Genomic DNA, 19,873 nt, shown 5'->3' with positions numbered 1-19,873 from the left:
GTAGTTACGAATGAATTGTCTAACATCTAAACTTGATTATTTATTTGGAGGTATTTATACATGTCAGCAAAATGGGAAAAACAAGAAGGTAATATCGGTACTCTTACAATAGAAGTACCTGCTGTAGAAGTAGATGCAGCAATGGACCAAGCGTTCAAAAAAGTTGTAAAACAAATTAACGTACCAGGTTTCCGTAAAGGTAAAATGCCTCGTAAAATGTTTGAACAACGTTTCGGTATTGAGTCTCTATACCAAGACGCATTAGAAATCATCGTTCCTGATTCATATGCAAAAGCAATTGATGAAGCTGGTATTATGCCAGTTGATTACCCAGAAATTTCTGGTACAGAAAACTTTGTACATGGTCAAGATTTCACATTTACTGCACAAGTTACAGTAAAACCAGAACCAAAACTTGGTGACTACAAAAGCTTAGAAGTTGCTAAACTTCCAGTAGAAGTAACTGATGAAGAAGTAGATGCTCAAATTCAAGAACAATTAGCTCGTAAAGCAGAGCTTGAAATCAAAGAAAATGAAGCAATCGTAGAAGGTGATACAGCAGTTATTGACTTCGAAGGTTTCGTAGGTGAAGAAGCTTTTGAAGGTGGTAAAGGTGAAGACTATCCACTAGAAATCGGTTCAGGTTCTTTCATTCCTGGGTTTGAAGAGCAATTAGTAGGTATTAAATCTGGTGAATCTAAAGATGTTGTTGTAACATTCCCAGAAGAATACCATGCAGCTGAATTAGCTGGTAAAGAAGCTACTTTCAAAGTAACAGTGAAAGAAGTTAAAACAAAAGTTCTTCCTGAGTTAAATGATGAATTCGCAAAAGAATTAGATCCAGAAGTTGAGGGTGTAGAAGCTCTACGCGCTAAAATTAAAGAACAAACTGTAGCTCAAAAAGCAACAGAATCAGACGCAGCTCTTCGTGATGAGCTAGTAGAAAAAGCAGCTGAAAATGCTGATTTTGAAGTACCAGCAGGTATGATTAACTCTGAAACTGATCGTATGTTACAAGAGTTTGGTCAACGTTTACAAACGCAAGGTATGAACTTAGATCTATACTATCAATTCTCTGGTCAATCAGAAGAAGACTTACGTGGCCAAATGAAAGAAGAAGCAGAAAGCCGTGTACGTGTATCATTAACACTTGAAGCTATTGCTGAAGCTGAGAAAATTGAAGCAACTGAAGCTGATATTGAAGCAGAATTAGAAAAAATGGCTGCTCAATTCAACATGACAAAAGATCAAATCACAGGTGCTTTAGGTGGTACAGCAGTACTTGAAAACGACATCAAAATCCAAAAAACAGTTGAATTTTTAGTAGAAAACGCTAAAATTACTGAATAAGATTTTGTGTAACTAGATAGCTAAAAAAAACAAGGTACGGCATTAAACCGTGCCTTGTTTTATCACATAAACTCTTAAATATCAGTCCCCTTAAAGTTTAGTTCACTTTTATACTTCACATATACATAGTATTGTTTTAGTTTTTATCTTCATTCAGCAGATATTTTGTATCGAAACCATAGCGTCAGGTACAAAAAATTCCCATCACTTCAGGTGGTGCGATGTATGTCTATTAATCCTTTTTTAGTATGTGTTCAAATGCCGACTGAATGAAGATAAAGCCATTGGCAGGAGTCAAGGCGAAATTAATACGATGCTAAATGTAACTTCATTCAGAAAGGCCATAATAAAAATATAATTACTTATTTTTAAATGGAATAAGCCTACTGTAGATGACTGTAAGTAGATTTATAAAAAACTATGTAGATATCAGTAGTTTACGACGTGTCTTGCGTGAAGAGCTGTAACTTTGTGGCGATGTAAGGTAGTGAAGTAAGCAGGGTCCTAAAGTATGCTTTGAAAGACAAATGAAGTAAATGACATAACAATGAGTTATAATCTACACATGCATAAATGCTGAGGCGTAAATGATGCAGACAATTTATTTGATAAAGGTTCAATAATCTTGTAAGATTGTTGCTTGAATAGGGGTGAAACATATTGTTCAAATTTAATGATGAAAAAGGCAATTTAAAATGCTCATTCTGTGGAAAACCACAGGAACAAGTACGTAAATTAGTTGCAGGTCCAGGTGTTTATATTTGTGATGAATGTATCGAACTTTGTTCAGAAATCGTTGTAGAGGAACTAGGTGTAGAAGAGGAAATCGAATTCCAAGATATCCCAAAACCGAAAGAAATCTTAACGATTCTAGATGAGTATGTAATTGGACAAGAGCGTGCTAAAAAGGCATTGGCAGTCGCAGTTTACAATCACTATAAACGCATCAATACAAATAGTAAAATTGATGATGTTGAATTAGCAAAATCGAACATTGTGTTAATCGGCCCAACTGGTAGCGGTAAAACTTTATTAGCTCAAACGTTAGCACGTATATTAAATGTTCCATTCGCAATTGCGGATGCCACTTCCCTAACTGAAGCAGGTTATGTTGGTGAGGACGTTGAAAATATTTTATTAAAGTTAATCCAATCAGCTGATTATGATATCGAACGTGCTGAAAAAGGGATTATCTATATTGATGAAATCGATAAAGTTGCACGTAAGTCGGAGAATCCATCCATTACACGAGATGTATCTGGCGAAGGTGTACAGCAGGCACTTCTTAAAATTCTAGAGGGGACAGTTGCAAGTGTTCCACCACAAGGAGGACGAAAACATCCTCATCAAGAATTTTTACAGATCGATACAACCAATATTCTATTCATCGTTGGGGGTGCATTTGATGGCATTGAATCCATCATTAAACGCCGTCAGGGTGAAAAAATAATTGGATTTGGTTCAGATCCGAATAAAGTAGACATCGATGAAGGTTCTATCATGTCCAAGTTGATTCCTGAGGATTTACTGAAATTTGGTCTAATACCAGAGTTCATTGGTCGATTACCTGTACTTGCGAGTTTAGAGCAATTAAATGAAGCTGCACTTATACAAATTCTAACAGAGCCAAAAAATGCGCTAGCCAAGCAGTATCAAAAAATGCTTGAACTAGATGGTGTTGAGCTTGAATTTGATGAAGGTGCTCTTGTTGAAATTGCGAAGGAAGCGATTGAGCGTAAAACAGGTGCACGTGGTCTTCGTTCAATTATTGAGTCAACAATGCTTGATGTAATGTACGAATTGCCTTCACGTGAAGACGTAAAAAAATGTATCATTACAGCAAAAACAATTACGGATAAAGAAAAACCGAAATTGCTTCTTGAAGATGGCACTGAACTCGATGAAGGTAGCGATACTAAAACTTCAGCATAACGAATAGACGTGGCTGTCTACGGTTGTGAGATAGAGAGTAATTAGCTGACTTCGATTGTGCAATATTGGCACATATCGACAGTCAGCTTTTTATTCATTCCTACATAAAGCCAGCTGTAACTTGAAGAAATTTTTGGCTCGCTTCAATAATTAGTGTGAATCAATTTTTTAAACACATACTAGTAGCGCGGGATGTGAACATGAAAATTTTGACGGAGGTGAATGCCCGCATGGTGACAATACAAAAAACAACAAATGTACCATTATTGCCTTTACGTGGACTTTTAGTATTCCCATCGATGGTGTTACATATTGATGTGGGTAGAAATCGTTCTGTAGCGGCGCTAGAGCAGGCGATGTTAGAGGACCAAATGATTGTTTTGGTAACACAAAAAGAAATGCACGATGAACAGCCTGAAGAGCAAGATTTGTATTCAGTTGGTACAATTGCTTATGTTAAACAAATGTTAAAATTACCGAATGGCACGTTGCGTATTTTAGTAGAAGGGGTTGCTCGTGCTACATGGGAAAACTATCGTGCGTTAGAAAAGTATACAGTTGTGGATATTGATATTAAAGAGGAACCGATAGGTAAAGATGTAGAAACGCAAGCGTTGATGCGTACTTTATTGACCTATTTTGAAAAATATGCAAAATCCTCCAATAAAATTACGACTGAAACAATCAATACTGTAACGGATATTGAAGAACCTGGACGTTTAGCAGACATTATCGCTTCTCATTTGCCATTTAAGATTGCGGATAAACAAGAAGTATTAGAAATGCTTCATGTAAAAAAACGACTAGATCACTTAATTATTCGTTTGCATGATGAACAAGAAGTGTTGGATCTTGAAAAGAAAATTAATTCTAAAGTAAAGCAATCAATGGAGCGTACGCAAAAGGAATATTATTTACGTGAACAAATGAAAGCTATTCAAACAGAGTTGGGAGACCGCGAAGGAAAAACGGGAGAAGTAGCGGAATTACGTAAACGTATCGAAGAAGCAGGTATGCCCGAGTCGACAAAAGAAGCGGCACTGAAAGAATTAGATCGATATGAAAAGATACCTGGAGCTAGTGCAGAAAGCGGTGTTATTCGCAATTACATTGATTGGCTCATCTCATTACCATGGACAAATGCAACAGAGGACCGCATGAATATTGAACATGCTGAGAACATTTTAAATCGAGATCATGATGGATTAGAAAAAGTAAAAGAACGTGTTCTAGAATATTTAGCTGTACGTCAGCTGAAAAATTCGCTACGAGGACCTATATTATGCTTAGCGGGACCACCAGGAGTAGGTAAAACATCATTAGTTCGCTCTATTGCGGAAAGCTTAGATCGAAAATTTATTCGTATTTCGTTAGGCGGCGTTCGTGATGAATCAGAAATTCGTGGGCATCGACGTACGTATGTAGGCGCAATGCCGGGTCGTATTATTCAAGGAATGAAAAAAGCAGGTACCATTAATCCGGTATTTTTATTAGATGAAATCGATAAAATGTCTAACGATTTTAGAGGCGACCCTGCAGCAGCAATGCTAGAAGTTTTAGATCCGGCGCAAAACAATACATTTAGTGATCACTATATTGAGGAATCATACGATTTATCAAATGTGTTATTTATTGCAACGGCCAATGATTTGAGTAGTATCCCTGGACCATTATTAGATCGTATGGAAGTAATTTCTATTGCGGGCTATACGGAAATCGAAAAAGCTCAAATTACAAAAAATCATTTAATACCAAAACAACTGAAAGAACATGGTTTGAAAAAAACGCAGGTCATTATTAAGGATGAAGCGGTCATTGATATTATTAGGTATTATACACGTGAGGCAGGAGTACGTGGTTTAGAGCGTCAAATCGCTACACTTTGTCGTAAAATTGCCAAAATAATTGTTTCTGGTGAGAAAAAACGAGTAACAGTTAGCTCAAAGTCGGTACAAGATTTACTTGGTAAACATCGTTTCCGTTATGGACAAGCCGAAAAGGAAAATCAAGTAGGTGTCGCTACTGGGCTTGCCTATACAACAGTTGGTGGTGACACGTTACAAATAGAAGTTTCCTTAACACCAGGAAAAGGGAAGTTACAGCTTACTGGTAAGCTAGGTGAAGTCATGAAGGAGTCTGCTCAAACAGCATTATCCTATGTTCGCACAAAAATGGAACAACTCAATGTGGATGCAGAATATTTTGATACACATGATATTCATATTCATGTTCCAGAAGGTGCTGTACCTAAAGATGGACCTTCAGCTGGTATTACAATGGCAACAGCCATTGTCTCCGCTATTCTACATCGGCCGATCCGCCGTGAAGTAGGGATGACTGGTGAGATTACATTACGTGGTCGTGTATTACCAATCGGCGGCTTAAAAGAAAAAACATTAAGTGCTCACCGTGCAGGCTTAACGACTATTATTTGTCCAAAGGATAATGAACGTGACATAGAAGATATTCCTGATAGTGTGCGTGAGCAACTAACATTTAAACTAGTGTCATCTGCTGATGAAGTATTAGCTTATGCACTGGACGGAGGTTTTTAGAAAAATGAAAGTCCATAATGTCGAAATGGTCATTAGTGCGGTACGACCAGACCAATATCCAGAAGATGGACTGCCAGAATTTGCATTAGCTGGTCGTTCGAATGTCGGGAAGTCTTCCTTCATCAATCGAATGATCGGACGTAAAGCTTTAGCACGTATTTCTTCTAAGCCTGGTAAAACACAAACCCTTAACTTTTATAAAATTGAAGAACAATTGTTTTTTGTGGATGTTCCGGGTTACGGTTATGCAAAGGTTTCTAAGACTGAGCGTGAAGCGTGGGGAAAAATGATTGAGCGCTACTTTACAGGGCGCCAGGAATTAAAAGCTGTTGTACAAATTATAGATTTGCGTCATCCTCCGACAGATGATGATTGCATGATGTATGATTTTTTAAAGCACTATAATATTCCTTGCATTGTGATTGCAACGAAGGCAGATAAAATTCCAAAAGGTAAATGGGATAAACATAAAAAGATTGTCAAAGAGACATTGGAGATGGACAAAAATGATCCACTTATTGTCTTCTCTTCAGAAACGGGTCTTGGCTTTGAAGAAGCTTGGAGAACGATCGAAAATAAAATGTAATGGAAAAACATCTATTGTGTCTAATCGTTAGGACAGTAGATGTTTTTTTTTGCATTTTCAGCAGGAGGAAATGTAGAAAATTAGGGAAAACGCTTGATGATTAAAATATTTGTCCGATAAATTAGATAGGAGGTGGACTATATGGATATCGCAGCTTTATCGATTGCAATGAATCAAGCTTCACTTATGCAAAATGTATCTCTTGCTGTAACAAAACAGGCAATGGAGATGCAACAACAAAACTCAGAACAACTAGTTGAAATGTTAGATGCTCCACATCCGACAGCAGGACATACAATTGATATTCAAGTATGAAGCAGGCAGGGTAGCTTGAAATCGAAAGCTACCTCTACTTTTGGTTAGTAATAGATTTAAAAATGTAACTATTTAATAAGAAAAGCTACCAATAATACGATATACTATTTATTACTAATATTTAGCAAGGAGGCAGGATTTTTGAAAAAATATTCATACATACTCATGATCATGTTACTGATAGTGATTGGTTTTTCCTTTAACCAACCTGCAAAAGCGGCCCAACTAGTTACTGGGACCTTTGTTGATGTAACGTTTTCAGAATATACAAAGCCAGATGGTACGATTGAAAAGCAACTTAGCAAAGTGACTTTGCAAAATGATCGTGGGCGAACAGTGACATTCAATATTAATAAGAACACTCGTTTATATATTAATAATACGTCTACGACTATTGAGGGCTTTAAGATGGGAATGGAAGTTGAAGCGGAAATTTCTCTAAGAAGTGTTGTTGAACTTCGAGGTACATCTAATACGCCAACAGAAACAAATGTACCATCAGCAGAAGGTAGCAGTAAAACGACAGCTGGTGTCGTAACGAGTATTGATCCAAATGGATTATTTATTATGGTAAAGCCAGATGTTGGTGCAGAAACGACTTATTATATAAATAAAGATACCAATTATCAAAAAGGATCTTCAGCAACGGATATAAGTGCGTTATATGTTGGGGATCGAGTTAAATTAAGTTTCAAAAATAAAAATACTTCGCTCGTGACAAAAGTAGCTATTAGTGAAACAGGTACATTAGTGGAAAACTTATATAAGGGCGAAATTCAAGCGGTCAATCCTAATGCCAATAAATTAACGGTGAAAAATCAACATGCCTTTGTTAACTGGCAATTTGGCTCTCAAACAACAAATGATCTTTCAACAATGCCATTTACATCCAAAGTGCCAATATATGTTGGCAATACGAAAGTGGAGAAAGGTCAGCTGAAAAATTATATCGGTAGTGAAGCGTACTATGCAACGGTTAAACAATTTGGTAAAGAAGTAATTGAAAAAATTGTAGTATTGAAAAATAATGAACGAACATATTACGAACCAATGCTGTCTGTGGATACAGATTACCAATTATTGAAATTGAAAACAGCAGGTACAATGTACTTCCATAATGGCACCATTTTAATTCGTAATGGACGTTTAATTGAGCCTACAGGATTAATGGCATATGGTACTGCTTTTGTTGTTGCGGACGGTGCTGCGCGTGATCATTATGCACAGGTGGTACAAGTAACAAGTGATAGCTTTATGTCACCAAACTTAGCTGGTCATGAATTATACTATGGACGCTTATCTCAGGCTGATGGTTACTTAATTGAAATTGACGATGCAATGAAAATTGAATCGAATGTTTTCAAGAAAACAGAACGTACTGTATTGTCGGTAAGTAATTCGACAAAAGCGAAGGTGGATGACGGCAATAAAACATATAATGTGATGCCAGATATTGAACTTTACTTATCTGAAGGTGACTATGGTTACTTCTATGTGAAGGAAGGTCATGTACAAGCACTTCATATTTTAAATAATGCTAAGCCTGTTGCACCATTAATGCTTGCAGGGAAGCTACAGTCTGTAAAATCTACTTACCCTGCTGTTATTAACGTCAAGAGTGTTAGTCAATGGCAAAATGGTCGTTGGTATGAAGCGGGGGAAATGGTCAATATGAATATTGACCAAGCGACACTGATTAAAGCAGGTAAAGTGATTCAAGCTTCTGACTTACAACCATCTGATCGTTTAGTTGTATTATCAGATCGATTTGTGAAAGCTCATTTTATTTTAGTAGATTAAAGTAAATGATAAACTAAAAATCTGCGAGTCTACTGCGAAAGAAGGTTACTTCGCATAGGCTTATGTGCTGAATTGTGATTACTTTCGAAAGACGAGCAGATTTTTTGGTGTTTAGAACAAGCTTCATTAGGCACTTCATGCACAGTGAAAGAGAGGACAAGTGAATGCAAAAATATTTATCCAAAATCATGTTAGTAGTTCTTGCAATTGTTGTAATTGGAGCTACTATTCCGTTCAATGCATCGGCTGCTTCATTAGAAACAACAGGTGCTGTAAAAAATGAGTATACATATGAGGAAGCAGTATTCCTCTCAGGGACACCCGTTATTTTTAAAGGAACAAGTAAAGATATTAAAATTGCACAAAAAGAATCAAAAGGTAAATTAACGGAAACATATAGTATGAAGTTAACGGCAAACAATGGCGCAACATTGACACGAAATATTGCCTATGAATCTGATGTAGTAGATTATGCGGTTATTGGCCAAAAAACATCCAATGGTGAGGTTAAGAAATATACTGAAAAAATTACAATTGGAGCAATTACCTATTCATTAGTCGATTATCAATTTTCTCAAGGAACGGTCACAGATAATCGTGCAGCCTCTGATTATTACTCGGGAAATGTTATTTCTAGAAAAACCTATGCTTTTGAAACTGGAAAAGGGAAAAATGCTGTTCAAAACACAGTAACGATTGAAACAGATAGTCGACATGCAGGCTATGAAAATTTCTGGGGTGCAACTGAAACACAAATTACAGAGTCTGTTTATTCCTACAGTGATGGCAAGACAAGCCATGTGAAAAATCGTTTATCTACAAGTAAATCACGTGTATTAAACTACGAGGAGAATCTTGGTAGTTTAGGAAGTTTTGAAGGTGGATATGCCGTTGTTAGTGAAAAGGATGTTATTTCTGAATATACATACGACTTATCTTCAGGGCAAAAAGGTACGCTTGATTTAGATACAGAATACATGCCAACTATTGAGCGTCTTATTATTCCTAAGTTCCGCGATTTAACAAATCATTATGCTAAAGAAGCAATTGAAAAGCTTTATTCTCTAGGTATTTATTCAGATTCAAGTAATTTCTTCTCTCCTAATACACCGATGAAACGCATTGACTTTACTACAGCGATTGGTAAAGCTGTTGATTTACGTGTGTTTGAAGAAAAGAAAAAGAAAAAGGCTCCAACTACAAGTGTCTTTAAGGATTTAAAACGTTCTGTCAAAGATTATGGTTATATCGAATCGGCATTAAACAAAGGGATTATAAAAGGCGTTTCAGCAGACTATTTTAAACCTGATAATGCCATTACAAGAGCACAGGCTGCTACTATTTTTGTGCGTGCATTAGGGCTTGAAAATAGAGCTCCAGATCCTGGCTATATGACGAAATTTACAGATTCCCATCAGATTCCAAACTATGCTAGAGATGGTATTTATATAGCGAATGAAATTGGTTTAATGATTGGTGATTCTGCTGGTCGTTTTAATCCAAATAAACCACTTACTCGCGCGGAAGCGTCCGTTGTCCTTGAGCGTTTCTTGAAATATTTAGAAGATGATTTAAAACAAAACTATCGCGATGACATATTGTTCTTTAACTAAAGAAAGGACTGACAAAAATGACATATGTAAAAAAAGCATTGCTTACTACGCTTTGCTTCATGCTACTTCTGATGACAGCAACACCTGTTGTCACGCAAGCGGCTACAACAATTAGAGATGTTCCTACAAATAGCAATAATTATAAAGCTATTTCTTGGGCAGTTGACAATGACTTAATGTCCTTGAACCATGCTAATAACTTTTTACCTAATGAACAAGTGACAGATCGAGAGCTTGTCCTCATGTTTGCCAAGCTAGATCGTAACTATGCTTTATCTTATATTGATAGCGTTGCTTATAATTTCTATAGCGATTTTTATTTGCCGTTTAATGGTACACATGTGAATGCTAATCGAACAAAAGCTGTAACACGTGGCCAATTTGCACAAATTTACGCTGCTTTTAAAGGCTTAGATTTAGATGAACCGCAGGCTGTACAATATCTATATTCAAATGACTTATCTACAAGTAGTGAAGGCAAAAAAACATTTGCTAGCTTTAATCCATCTACAAAATTAACACGTGGTGATGTCGCTACATTTTTATATCGAGCTGTGCAAAATGACAAATTTGCCGTTCAAGGGTTAAAGCGTAGTGCAGCTGGTCGTGACAATGACAGTATCACTTTACCTCCAGGTTTCATGGGATCCGGTAATGCTGATTTTGAAGAGCCAAAGGACAACTCCAATGATTTCACTGGACCAGATAACGTCAATAATGCATTGCAAAACATAGTAGTTGAAAAACCTGATTTAATTGCGAATGATGTTGATTCAACACTTGTGACTGTATCGTTAAAGGCTTGTAATGGTGACCCAATTGCGGATGATAAATCTTACACATTCAAAGTTACGTCATCTTACGGCACAATCGTTGATACTTCTGGTGAAGCAGTTAAAACAGTCCAATCTGATGGTTCGACTGTGTCAGCTATAGTGATCGCTCCATCATTAACAAAATCTGTTCGTGATACTATTTCTTTTGAGTTAGTTAATAATACTGATCCAGCAATGAAATGTCTTGTCGGGCAAAAGCTAAATGCAGAAGTTCGTTACTCACCACAGCCAGAATTGCGTATCGATTATCAAGTATACGATCCTGCAAATACGGATGACGAAAACGGCAATGTGACACCTCCATATGTCCCATATGAAAAATTGCCAGAGTTCTTCACACAAAATTTAATTGATGTGTATGCACCAGTACCTTTAAATTCAAATGGGGATGAAAAACTGTTTAGTATTGGACAGCAAACAAATGTAACAGATGCTTTAGGCAATGTGCAAAATGTCTATTTACGATATGGTGGATCTGATCCTAGATATCCAGCGCTAGGATATGAACATGCTATTTTACAATTTGAAAACTACGATATTTCAGTTTACTTATTTGAAGAACTTTTAAATCGTCGATTAGATAACTCGGTAACAAACCCTGCTAAAACTGAAATTATGTATATGATTTCTGATGATGGACGACCAATTTATCGTGTTCAAGGGATTGATGATAATATTGCCTCACAAGTAGAAAACATTAATCCAGTTGGCGCTATTATACAGCTAATGAACCATATGCCAGAAGAAAAACAGCTAACACTTGAGCATTATGATAGTGTAATGAAGATTTATGCTATCTTCACAAACTTAAGTAATTATGACCGTACGGTATTATTAAAATATCAAGGTGGGAAATTACTTGGACAAGTAGAAGCCTACAAAAAACGTGTGGAGGCACTGAAGGAAAGTGCTGATGCTGCATCAAGACCATCAGGGAAAGATCGATATACTAAGGTCATGGTGACGTTAGTTCGCCCAGGTGGAGAGCCTGTTACGGACTATCAAGGAACAGTTAAAATTAAGTTTGATGGAGTAGAAAAAACAGCTTCATTCATTACGAATACTTCAGATCCATTAAACAATACAGGTGGCCCAGGTACTGCAGTAGCCTACTTTGACTCGATTATTTATGGAAAGTCAAAAGTAGAAGCAAAACTTGTTAATCCAATAGACCCTCGCTATGCAACGATATTGAAGGGTTTAAAAGATAAAACAGTGACAAAAGACATTTTTACTAATCCATACTTTAGTAAAAACTCTTGTTCTTTAGCAACTGAAATTGCCTATGTAGTGGATTATTCTTCTTCCATGAAGGCAGTTGATCCAACAAATTATCGTGGTAAGAAAATGATCGAACTGATTAATCAATTGAAGGCGAAAAATAACATTGTCATCGAAACCAATACAAAAGCAACAATCCTTGGTGAAGGTACAACAGATGTTGTATTAAAAAAAGATCTTTATAATGCATCAAAAGACAAAGGTGCGACAGATATTTTTGAAGGCATTGATATGGCTCTAAAGAAATTCTCGAATGATACGAAAACATCAAAGGCTATTGTAGTTGTATCTGACGGTAAAACAAGTAAATCAAAAATGACAAAAATCATTAACGATGCGAAAAAGCAAGGCGTCAAAGTATATACAGTAAGTATGGGTAAAAAATCACAAGTAAATGATGCAACTTTAATGCAATTGTCTGCAGAAACAGGCGGATCTTATTTCCATGCGATTGATAATTTACAATTGCATCAGGTATTCCAAAAGTTAATTGATACAATTTTATGTAAAACACCAGCATCAAGCTGTATTAATCCAGAGGATTTATTTGAAGAAGCAAGTGTTTCTTTACGAAAAGGCTATCTTACAATGAGCGCTCGTATCGACGGTAATTGTCCAAACGTTGCAAAAATGAATGTACGCTACAATTCAATTAGTGGTGATGTACAATTCGAATTGCAAAAACGTAGTGATCATGTCTATATGTTAACTAAAACAGTGCAAACAATGCAGGACTTTAAAGTCAATCAAGATATTGAGTTTATAGCATATGATAAAGATGGTAATATTATCGCGTATAAAACAGTAACAATAACAAATTAATGAGAAAAACTGCCTCCAGCTGTGAGGCAGTTTTTTAATTTGAAACAAGACGTATAATTTGTTACACTTAGTTTATAATAATTCTAATGTAGATGACGAATTGCAGTTCTTCATGACATGTTCACAAATTAGTGATGAACTATTGTCGAACTGTGCTATAATGAGATTTGTGAATTAGAACGTGTGAGGTGTTATTCATGCATACCATCGTAGTAGGCTTGAATTATAAAACAGCGCCTGTTGAAATACGTGAGAAGTTATCATTCATTGAGAGTGAGCTACCACAAGCAATGGAAGCGCTGCAAAAGCAAAAAAGTATATTAGAAAACGTCATTGTTTCGACATGTAACCGTACAGAAATATATGCTGTTGTGGATCAATTGCATACTGGACGTCATTTTGTGAAACAATTTTTGGCTAATTGGTTTGACTTGCCTGTGGAGACATTTTCTTCTTATTTAACGATTCGTGAAGAAGATGAGGCAATCGAACATTTATTTAAAGTGACAGCCGGAATCGATTCAATGGTTCTGGGTGAAACACAGATTTTAGGGCAAGTAAAAAAAAGCTTTTTAAATGGACAAGAGATTGGTACAACAGGAACGGTATACAATCAGCTATTTAAGCAAGCAGTCACATTTGCAAAACGAGCACATAATGAGACAGCTATCGGTGAGAATGCGGTATCAGTTTCCTATGCAGCAGTGGAATTAGCAAAGAAAATTTTCGGCTCTTTACAACGCAAGCATGTAGCGATTTTAGGTGCAGGGAAAATGGGGGAACTTGCAATTGAGAACCTTTACGGTAGTGGGGTAGGAAAAGTTACTGTCATTAATCGTACATTTGAAAAAGCAGAAAGCTTAGCGGCAAAATTTCATGGTGAAGCTAAATCCATGAAAGAATTACAATGTTCTCTCTTAGAGGCGGACATTTTAATTACTTCAACAGGTGCAACAAATTTTGTCATTGATTATGAATTGATGCAATTTGTGGAACGTTTACGTAAAGGAAAACCGTTATTTATGGTAGATATCGCAGTTCCTCGTGATATTGATCCACGTGTTGGAGACTTACCGAATGTTTTCCTATATGATATCGATGATTTACAAGGCATTGTCGAAGCAAATTTAGCAGAGCGCGAACGTGCTGCTGCTGACATTACGGATATGATTGGTAAAGAGGTTGTGCAATTTAAAGATTGGGTTACAACACTAGGTGTAGTACCAGTAATCTCAGCACTACGTAAAAAGGCAAATCGTATTCAAGAAGAGACGATGACGAGTATCGAAAATAAAATGCCGGATTTAACGGAACGTGAGCGTAAAATTTTAAGTAAACATACAAAATCTATTATTAATCAATTGTTAAAAGAGCCAATCTTACAAGCTAAGGAAATGGCAAATTCACCAAAAGCAAATGAACAGTTACGTTTATTCCAACAAATTTTTGGTATAGAAGATGCTGTGGAGGTTGAAGTGCAAGAGATGACAAAGCAAGAGCTTGAGCGCAAAGAACGCTCTCAGGTATCTCAAACTTCTACTGAGCCGAAGTACTCTTTCTAAAATATCTAATGCATATTCGTAGACAGAATTGTTGTGCGTGAGTATTTTGCGCGATTGGATTCTCTACTGATATTACATGAGGCGTTTTCGTATCTGTATGGTAAACTTATGATACGAAAACGTTTTTTATTTTCTAAGCTATAGTAGCTTGACAATTTCACTACAAAGAAGGGATGTCTATTGGCTGATTTGACCATGACGAGACTATATGAAGTGATGATCGTCTTGTATGCGATCAGTCTAGTTTTTTACTTTACTGATTATTTTTATAAGCAAGTACGAGCAAGGCGCATTGCTTTTTGGCTTGTTTCATTTGTATGGGTGATTCAAAGTGCCATTATTATTTTAACGTTTGTGGAAACGAAGCGTTTTCCGATTTTATCCTTGTCTGAGGGAATTCTCTTTTATTCCTGGTTACTCGTGACGCTATCCATTATCCTTCATTGCATAGCGAGGGTTGATTTACCTGTGTTTATTATTAATATACTAGGGTTTTTATTCGCTAGTATATTTACGTTTATGCCGAAACGTCCTACAGGAGCTGTCGGGGATACATTAATTTCGGAAATGCTTTTTATTCATATATCTTTTGCGATCTTGTCATATGCAGCGTTCACTTTAACATTCGTGTTTGCCATTTTATATCTAGTTTTATATCGTTTGCTGAAAAAGAAAAAGTGGTCACAATTATGGACAAGGTTGCCATCTTTACAGCAAACAAGCAACTGGATGAATGTTTCATTTTTTATTGGGATTCCGATGTTATTTATAAGTTTAATATTAGGGTTTGAATGGGCATTATTAACATTAGAGAGTCTTTCGATTTTCGATGCGAAAATCATAGGTTCCTTTATTATTTTAATTTTGTATTGTTTTATCTTATATGTGAATCGCAAAAGCAAGCTGACAGGTACAACTTATGCTTGGGTACATATTTATGCCTATTTATTAGTTGTTGTGAACTTCTTCTTAGGAAGTAGTTTATCGCGATTCCATTTATGGTATTAGAAGAAAGGTTGGAGACTGTTGAGAAAAATTATTGTAGGTTCTAGGAGAAGTAAGCTAGCGCTAACTCAAACAAATTGGTTCATTAATGAATTAAAGGCGGCTGGTGCACCTTTCGAATTTGAAGTAAAAGAAATTGTAACAAAAGGTGATCAGATTTTAGATGTGCAGCTATCAAAGGTAGGGGGAAAAGGATTGTTTGTTAAAGAAATTGAACAAGCCCTTTTCGATAAAGAAATTGATTTTGCTGTTCATTCTATGAAGGACATGCCTGCTGTATTGCCAGATGGATTAGTGATTGGTTGCATTCCTCCACGTGAAGATGCTCGTGATGCATTTATTTCGAAAGGACATGTTCAATTTGCTGATCTTCCTGCGGGTGCGGTTGTTGGGACAAGTTCTTTACGTCGTAGTGCGCAGCTTTTAACAGTACGCCCTGATATTGAAATTAAATGGATTCGAGGAAATGTTGATACACGGTTAGCTAAGCTTGAGACAGAAGAATATGATGCAATTATTTTAGCAGCAGCTGGCTTGAAACGACTTGGTTGGAGTGATGATGTTGTCACTGAGTTTTTACCTGTAGAGCATTGTTTGCCAGCAGTAGCGCAGGGTTCTCTTGGCATTGAATGTCGAGGAGAGGATGCTGAGCTATTAGCCGAATTAGGAAAACTCACTGATCAATTGACATGGCAAGAGGCACATGCAGAACGCGCATTTTTAGCAGCAATGGATGGTGGCTGTCAAGTACCTATTGCTGGGTATGCCACATCACAAGGGGAAGAAATTACATTAACAGGGCTTGTTGCTGCTCCGGATGCATCTGTTATTTATAAGGAAACAGTAGTTGGTACAGATGCCAAAAAAATTGGGCAAGAGCTGGCTGCTATTTTAACAGAACAAGGCGCCTTTGAATTAATTCAACGTGTAAAGGCAGAGCAAGATGCAAAGTAATTTACCTCTAAAGGGTAAAACGATACTTTTAACTGGTACATCTAAGACAACAACTATTGTAGACAACATAACGGCTTTAGGTGGACATGCAATTATTGCCCCATTAATCGAAACTTGTGAACGGATGGATAGTAATGATGCTGAACGATTGCATTGTGTAAATCAATTTGATTGGATCATTTTTACTAGTCAAAATGCTGTCGATGCTTTTGCTAGTAAGATGCAGCGGCATCAATTTAGTGCAGAAAATTTCCGAGGGAAAATTGCTTCCATTGGGACTAAAACAACTTCAGCATTAGAAAAACTAGGATTTCAAGTGAGCTTTATGCCTTCCGTATTTAGTGCAGATATTTTCGTCAAAGAATTCCCAAGTATAGCGGGCAATCTTCCAAGTTGTCTGTTTATTCGTGGAGAAAAGGCGAAAAGTACACTAAAGGATGGACTTCCCTTTGTATTAAAAGAGTGGACAGTTTATGAAACGATTGAACGACATGATCAAACATCTGTTATTATCAATTGCATCCATCACAATCAAGATGTCACAGTGATTTTTGCTAGTCCTTCAGCTGTTGATGTGTATGCAAGGGATGTAGCGTCACATGTTGGCTGGCAAGCAACCCGCATTGCAGCCATCGGTCATATTACGGAAGCGGCTCTTGAACAATACGGTGCTACTGTGAATATTATGCCAAGTGTATATACAATGCAGGCAGTCATCGAAGAAATTATGAAAGTAGGGGACAAATCATGACAAAACTACAATTTCAAAGACATCGTCGTTTGCGTGCCAATGCAACGATGCGATCAATGGTAAAAGAAACATACTTACATAAAGAGGACCTGATCTATCCTATTTTTGTAATTGAAGGCGAAAATATTAAAAATGAAGTACATTCTATGCCTGGCGTTTTTCAATTTTCATTAGATAAACTAGAAGCAGAGATTGATGAGGTTGTAGCATTAGGAATTCCTGCGGTTATTTTATTCGGCTTACCAGCTGAAAAAGATGCTGTAGGAACAGGTGCGTTCCATGATCATGGCATTGTTCAAGAAGCAACCCGATTAGTTAAAACACGTCATCCTGAGTTACTAGTCATAGCAGATACTTGCTTATGTGAATTTACAGACCATGGACATTGTGGTCTAATTGAAGGCGATCAAATTTTAAATGACCCTTCATTAGATGTTTTAGCCCGTACAGCTGTGTCACAAGCAAAAGCTGGTGCAGATATTATTGCTCCATCTAATATGATGGATGGCTTTGTGACAGCAATCCGTGCTGGACTAGATGAAGCTGGTTTTGAACATATTCCGATTATGTCTTATGCAGTCAAATATGCATCTAGTTACTATGGTCCATTCCGTGATGCTGCAGATGGTGCTCCACAATTTGGTGATCGTAAATCCTACCAAATGGATCCATCGAATCGTTTAGAGGCATTCCGTGAGGCAGAATCAGATATCGAAGAGGGAGCAGATTTCTTAATTGTAAAACCTGCCCTTAGTTATTTAGATATTATTCGAGATATGAAAAATAATTATCCATTACCGCTTGTTGCGTATAATGTTTCAGGTGAATATGCAATGATAAAAGCGGCTGCTATTAATGGTTGGATTGAAGAGAAAAAAGTTGTGCTTGAAACATTATTAGGCATGAAACGTGCAGGCTCTGATTTAATCATTACGTATCATGCAAAAGATGTAGCACGTTGGTTGGAGGAGAAATAAATGTCACGTTCTTACGAAAAATCAAAACAAGCCTATGCTGAAGCTGTTCAGTTAATGCCAGGTGGCGTTAGCAGCCCAGTACGTGCATTCAAATCAGTGAATATGGACCCAATTTTCATGGAATCAGGTCATGGTGCCATTATTAAAGATATTGATGGCAATGAGTATATTGATTACGTATTGTCTTGGGGTCCACTAATTTTAGGTCATACACATCCAGAGGTTGTTAAAGCGATTGCTGACACAGCAGCAAAGGGTTCTTCCTTTGGAGCTCCAAGCTATACAGAAAATCGTTTAGCTCAATTAGTATTAGATCGTCTACCAGGTATGGAAATGATTCGCTTCGTATCTTCAGGAACAGAGGCTACTATGTCTGCACTACGTGTAGCTCGTGGCGTTACAGGACGTGATAAGATTTTAAAATTTGAAGGCTCTTATCATGGTCATGGTGACTCATTGTTAATCAAAGCAGGTTCTGGTGTTGCCACATTAGGTTTACCTGATAGCCCAGGTGTACCAGCAGATATCGCTCGAAATACCTTAACTGTTGCTTATAATGATTTAGAAGGGGCAAAAGTTATTTTCGAAAAATTTGGTGCAGAGTTAGCGGCAGTGATTGTGGAGCCAGTTGCAGGGAATATGGGTGTTGTACCACCACAACCAGGTTTCTTAGAAGGTTTACGTGCCCTTACATCTGAGCATGGTGCATTATTAATCTTTGATGAGGTAATGACAGGCTTCCGTGTGGATTATGGTTGTGCACAAGGTTATTTTGGGGTAACACCTGATATGACTACTTTAGGTAAAGTAATTGGCGGCGGTCTACCTGTAGGTGCATTTGCTGGGAAAAAAGAAATTATGGAACAAGTTGCACCAGCTGGACCAATCTATCAAGCAGGTACATTGTCAGGCAATCCGTTAGCGATGACTGCTGGCTATGAAACGTTATCACGTTTAGACTACGGCACGTATGACTATTTTAAAAAATTGGGTGATCAGCTAGAGGCTGGTTTCCGTGAAGCAGCAACGCAATGCAATATCCCACACACTGTTAATCGTGCAGGTTCAATGATTGGCTTCTTCTTTACAAATGAAGATGTTATTGATTTTGCTTCTGCTAAAACGTCTGATTTAGCATTATTCGCTGAATATTTCCGTCTAATGGCAGAAGAGGGTATTTTCCTACCTCCTTCTCAGTTTGAGGGCTTATTTATCTCCACAGCTCATACTGAAGAACATATTGCTAAAACAGTGGCTGCATTCCATAAAGTGTTTGCACAATTAGCGCGATAGCATTTGAGAGGGCAAGCTAGATTTATTTCTAGCTTGCTCTTTTGATTTATAAGGAAAAGTTATTATAGTGCTTGAGCAATGGATGAGCAAAAGAGAAAAAATAGCATATATTAACTAGCAAGCAAGATCTTCTATACTGGATGAAGGACCTGTTTTTGTTAAAATTATATCTTTCAGCATAGCCAAATTGTGGGCGATATCGTTTATAATATAGCTATTCATAATAGAAAGTAGTGAATTG

At 37.0% G+C, this 19,873-nt stretch carries 14 protein-coding genes; all 14 read left to right on the top strand.

Annotated elements, in window-relative coordinates; genetic code table 11:
* Nucleotides 1-60: 60 nt before the first annotated feature.
* The 14 genes from tig (at nucleotide 61) to hemL (ending at nucleotide 19,632) form a co-directional block, all read left to right on the top strand.
* On the top strand, nucleotides 61-1,350 hold the full coding sequence (tig, locus tag GJU32_RS10025) for a trigger factor (RefSeq protein WP_155591799.1): 1,290 nt from the start codon (nucleotides 61-63) through the stop codon (nucleotides 1,348-1,350).
* Nucleotides 1,351-2,010: 660 nt separating this feature from the next.
* Nucleotides 2,011-3,282: an ATP-dependent protease ATP-binding subunit ClpX gene (gene clpX, locus GJU32_RS10020; RefSeq protein ID WP_155591798.1), complete on the top strand. Its 1,272-nt coding sequence runs from the start codon at nucleotides 2,011-2,013 to the stop codon at nucleotides 3,280-3,282.
* Between the two features lie 230 nt (nucleotides 3,283-3,512).
* Complete coding sequence (gene lon / locus GJU32_RS10015; protein ID WP_155591931.1) at nucleotides 3,513-5,837, top strand: endopeptidase La; 2,325 nt, start codon at nucleotides 3,513-3,515, stop codon at nucleotides 5,835-5,837.
* 4 nt (nucleotides 5,838-5,841) lie between these two features.
* Entirely contained in the window at nucleotides 5,842-6,423 is a 582-nt protein-coding gene (yihA, locus tag GJU32_RS10010) for a ribosome biogenesis GTP-binding protein YihA/YsxC (protein WP_155591797.1), read from the top strand.
* A 141-nt stretch (nucleotides 6,424-6,564) separates the two neighbouring features.
* Nucleotides 6,565-6,738: a YjfB family protein gene (locus tag GJU32_RS10005; protein WP_155591796.1), complete on the top strand. Its 174-nt coding sequence runs from the start codon at nucleotides 6,565-6,567 to the stop codon at nucleotides 6,736-6,738.
* A gap of 141 nt (nucleotides 6,739-6,879) precedes the next feature.
* A complete protein-coding gene (locus GJU32_RS10000) occupies nucleotides 6,880-8,538 on the top strand; it encodes a DUF5666 domain-containing protein (protein WP_155591795.1) in 1,659 nt (552 codons plus the stop codon).
* 164 nt (nucleotides 8,539-8,702) lie between these two features.
* On the top strand, nucleotides 8,703-10,151 hold the full coding sequence (locus tag GJU32_RS09995) for an S-layer homology domain-containing protein (RefSeq protein WP_155591794.1): 1,449 nt from the start codon (nucleotides 8,703-8,705) through the stop codon (nucleotides 10,149-10,151).
* A 59-nt stretch (nucleotides 10,152-10,210) separates the two neighbouring features.
* Complete coding sequence (locus tag GJU32_RS09990; protein ID WP_230875003.1) at nucleotides 10,211-13,090, top strand: vWA domain-containing protein; 2,880 nt, start codon at nucleotides 10,211-10,213, stop codon at nucleotides 13,088-13,090.
* A gap of 197 nt (nucleotides 13,091-13,287) precedes the next feature.
* A complete protein-coding gene (hemA, locus tag GJU32_RS09985; protein ID WP_155591792.1) occupies nucleotides 13,288-14,652 on the top strand; it encodes a glutamyl-tRNA reductase in 1,365 nt (454 codons plus the stop codon).
* A 195-nt stretch (nucleotides 14,653-14,847) separates the two neighbouring features.
* Complete coding sequence (locus tag GJU32_RS09980) at nucleotides 14,848-15,660, top strand: cytochrome C assembly family protein (RefSeq protein ID WP_230875002.1); 813 nt, start codon at nucleotides 14,848-14,850, stop codon at nucleotides 15,658-15,660.
* A gap of 18 nt (nucleotides 15,661-15,678) precedes the next feature.
* A complete protein-coding gene (gene hemC, locus GJU32_RS09975; protein WP_155591790.1) occupies nucleotides 15,679-16,611 on the top strand; it encodes a hydroxymethylbilane synthase in 933 nt (310 codons plus the stop codon).
* Complete coding sequence (locus GJU32_RS09970; protein WP_155591789.1) at nucleotides 16,601-17,362, top strand: uroporphyrinogen-III synthase; 762 nt, start codon at nucleotides 16,601-16,603, stop codon at nucleotides 17,360-17,362. Before hemC ends, GJU32_RS09970 begins: the two co-directional genes overlap by 11 nt.
* The gene (hemB, locus tag GJU32_RS09965; protein WP_155591788.1) at nucleotides 17,359-18,339 is read left to right on the top strand and encodes a porphobilinogen synthase; all 981 of its coding nucleotides are present in this window, start codon (nucleotides 17,359-17,361) and stop codon (nucleotides 18,337-18,339) included. The genes GJU32_RS09970 and hemB overlap by 4 nt, the downstream gene beginning before the upstream one ends.
* Nucleotides 18,340-19,632, top strand: a complete 1,293-nt coding sequence (hemL, locus tag GJU32_RS09960) for a glutamate-1-semialdehyde 2,1-aminomutase (protein WP_155591787.1) — start codon at nucleotides 18,340-18,342, stop codon at nucleotides 19,630-19,632. It abuts the gene before it with no gap.
* Nucleotides 19,633-19,873 lie beyond the last annotated feature (241 nt).

It is taken from the genome of Lysinibacillus cavernae (assembly GCF_009724685.1).
Classification (GTDB): domain Bacteria; phylum Bacillota; class Bacilli; order Bacillales_A; family Planococcaceae; genus Lysinibacillus; species Lysinibacillus cavernae.
Note: the sequence above shows the minus strand (reverse complement) of the source record. Positions and strands in the feature narration are given on the sequence as shown.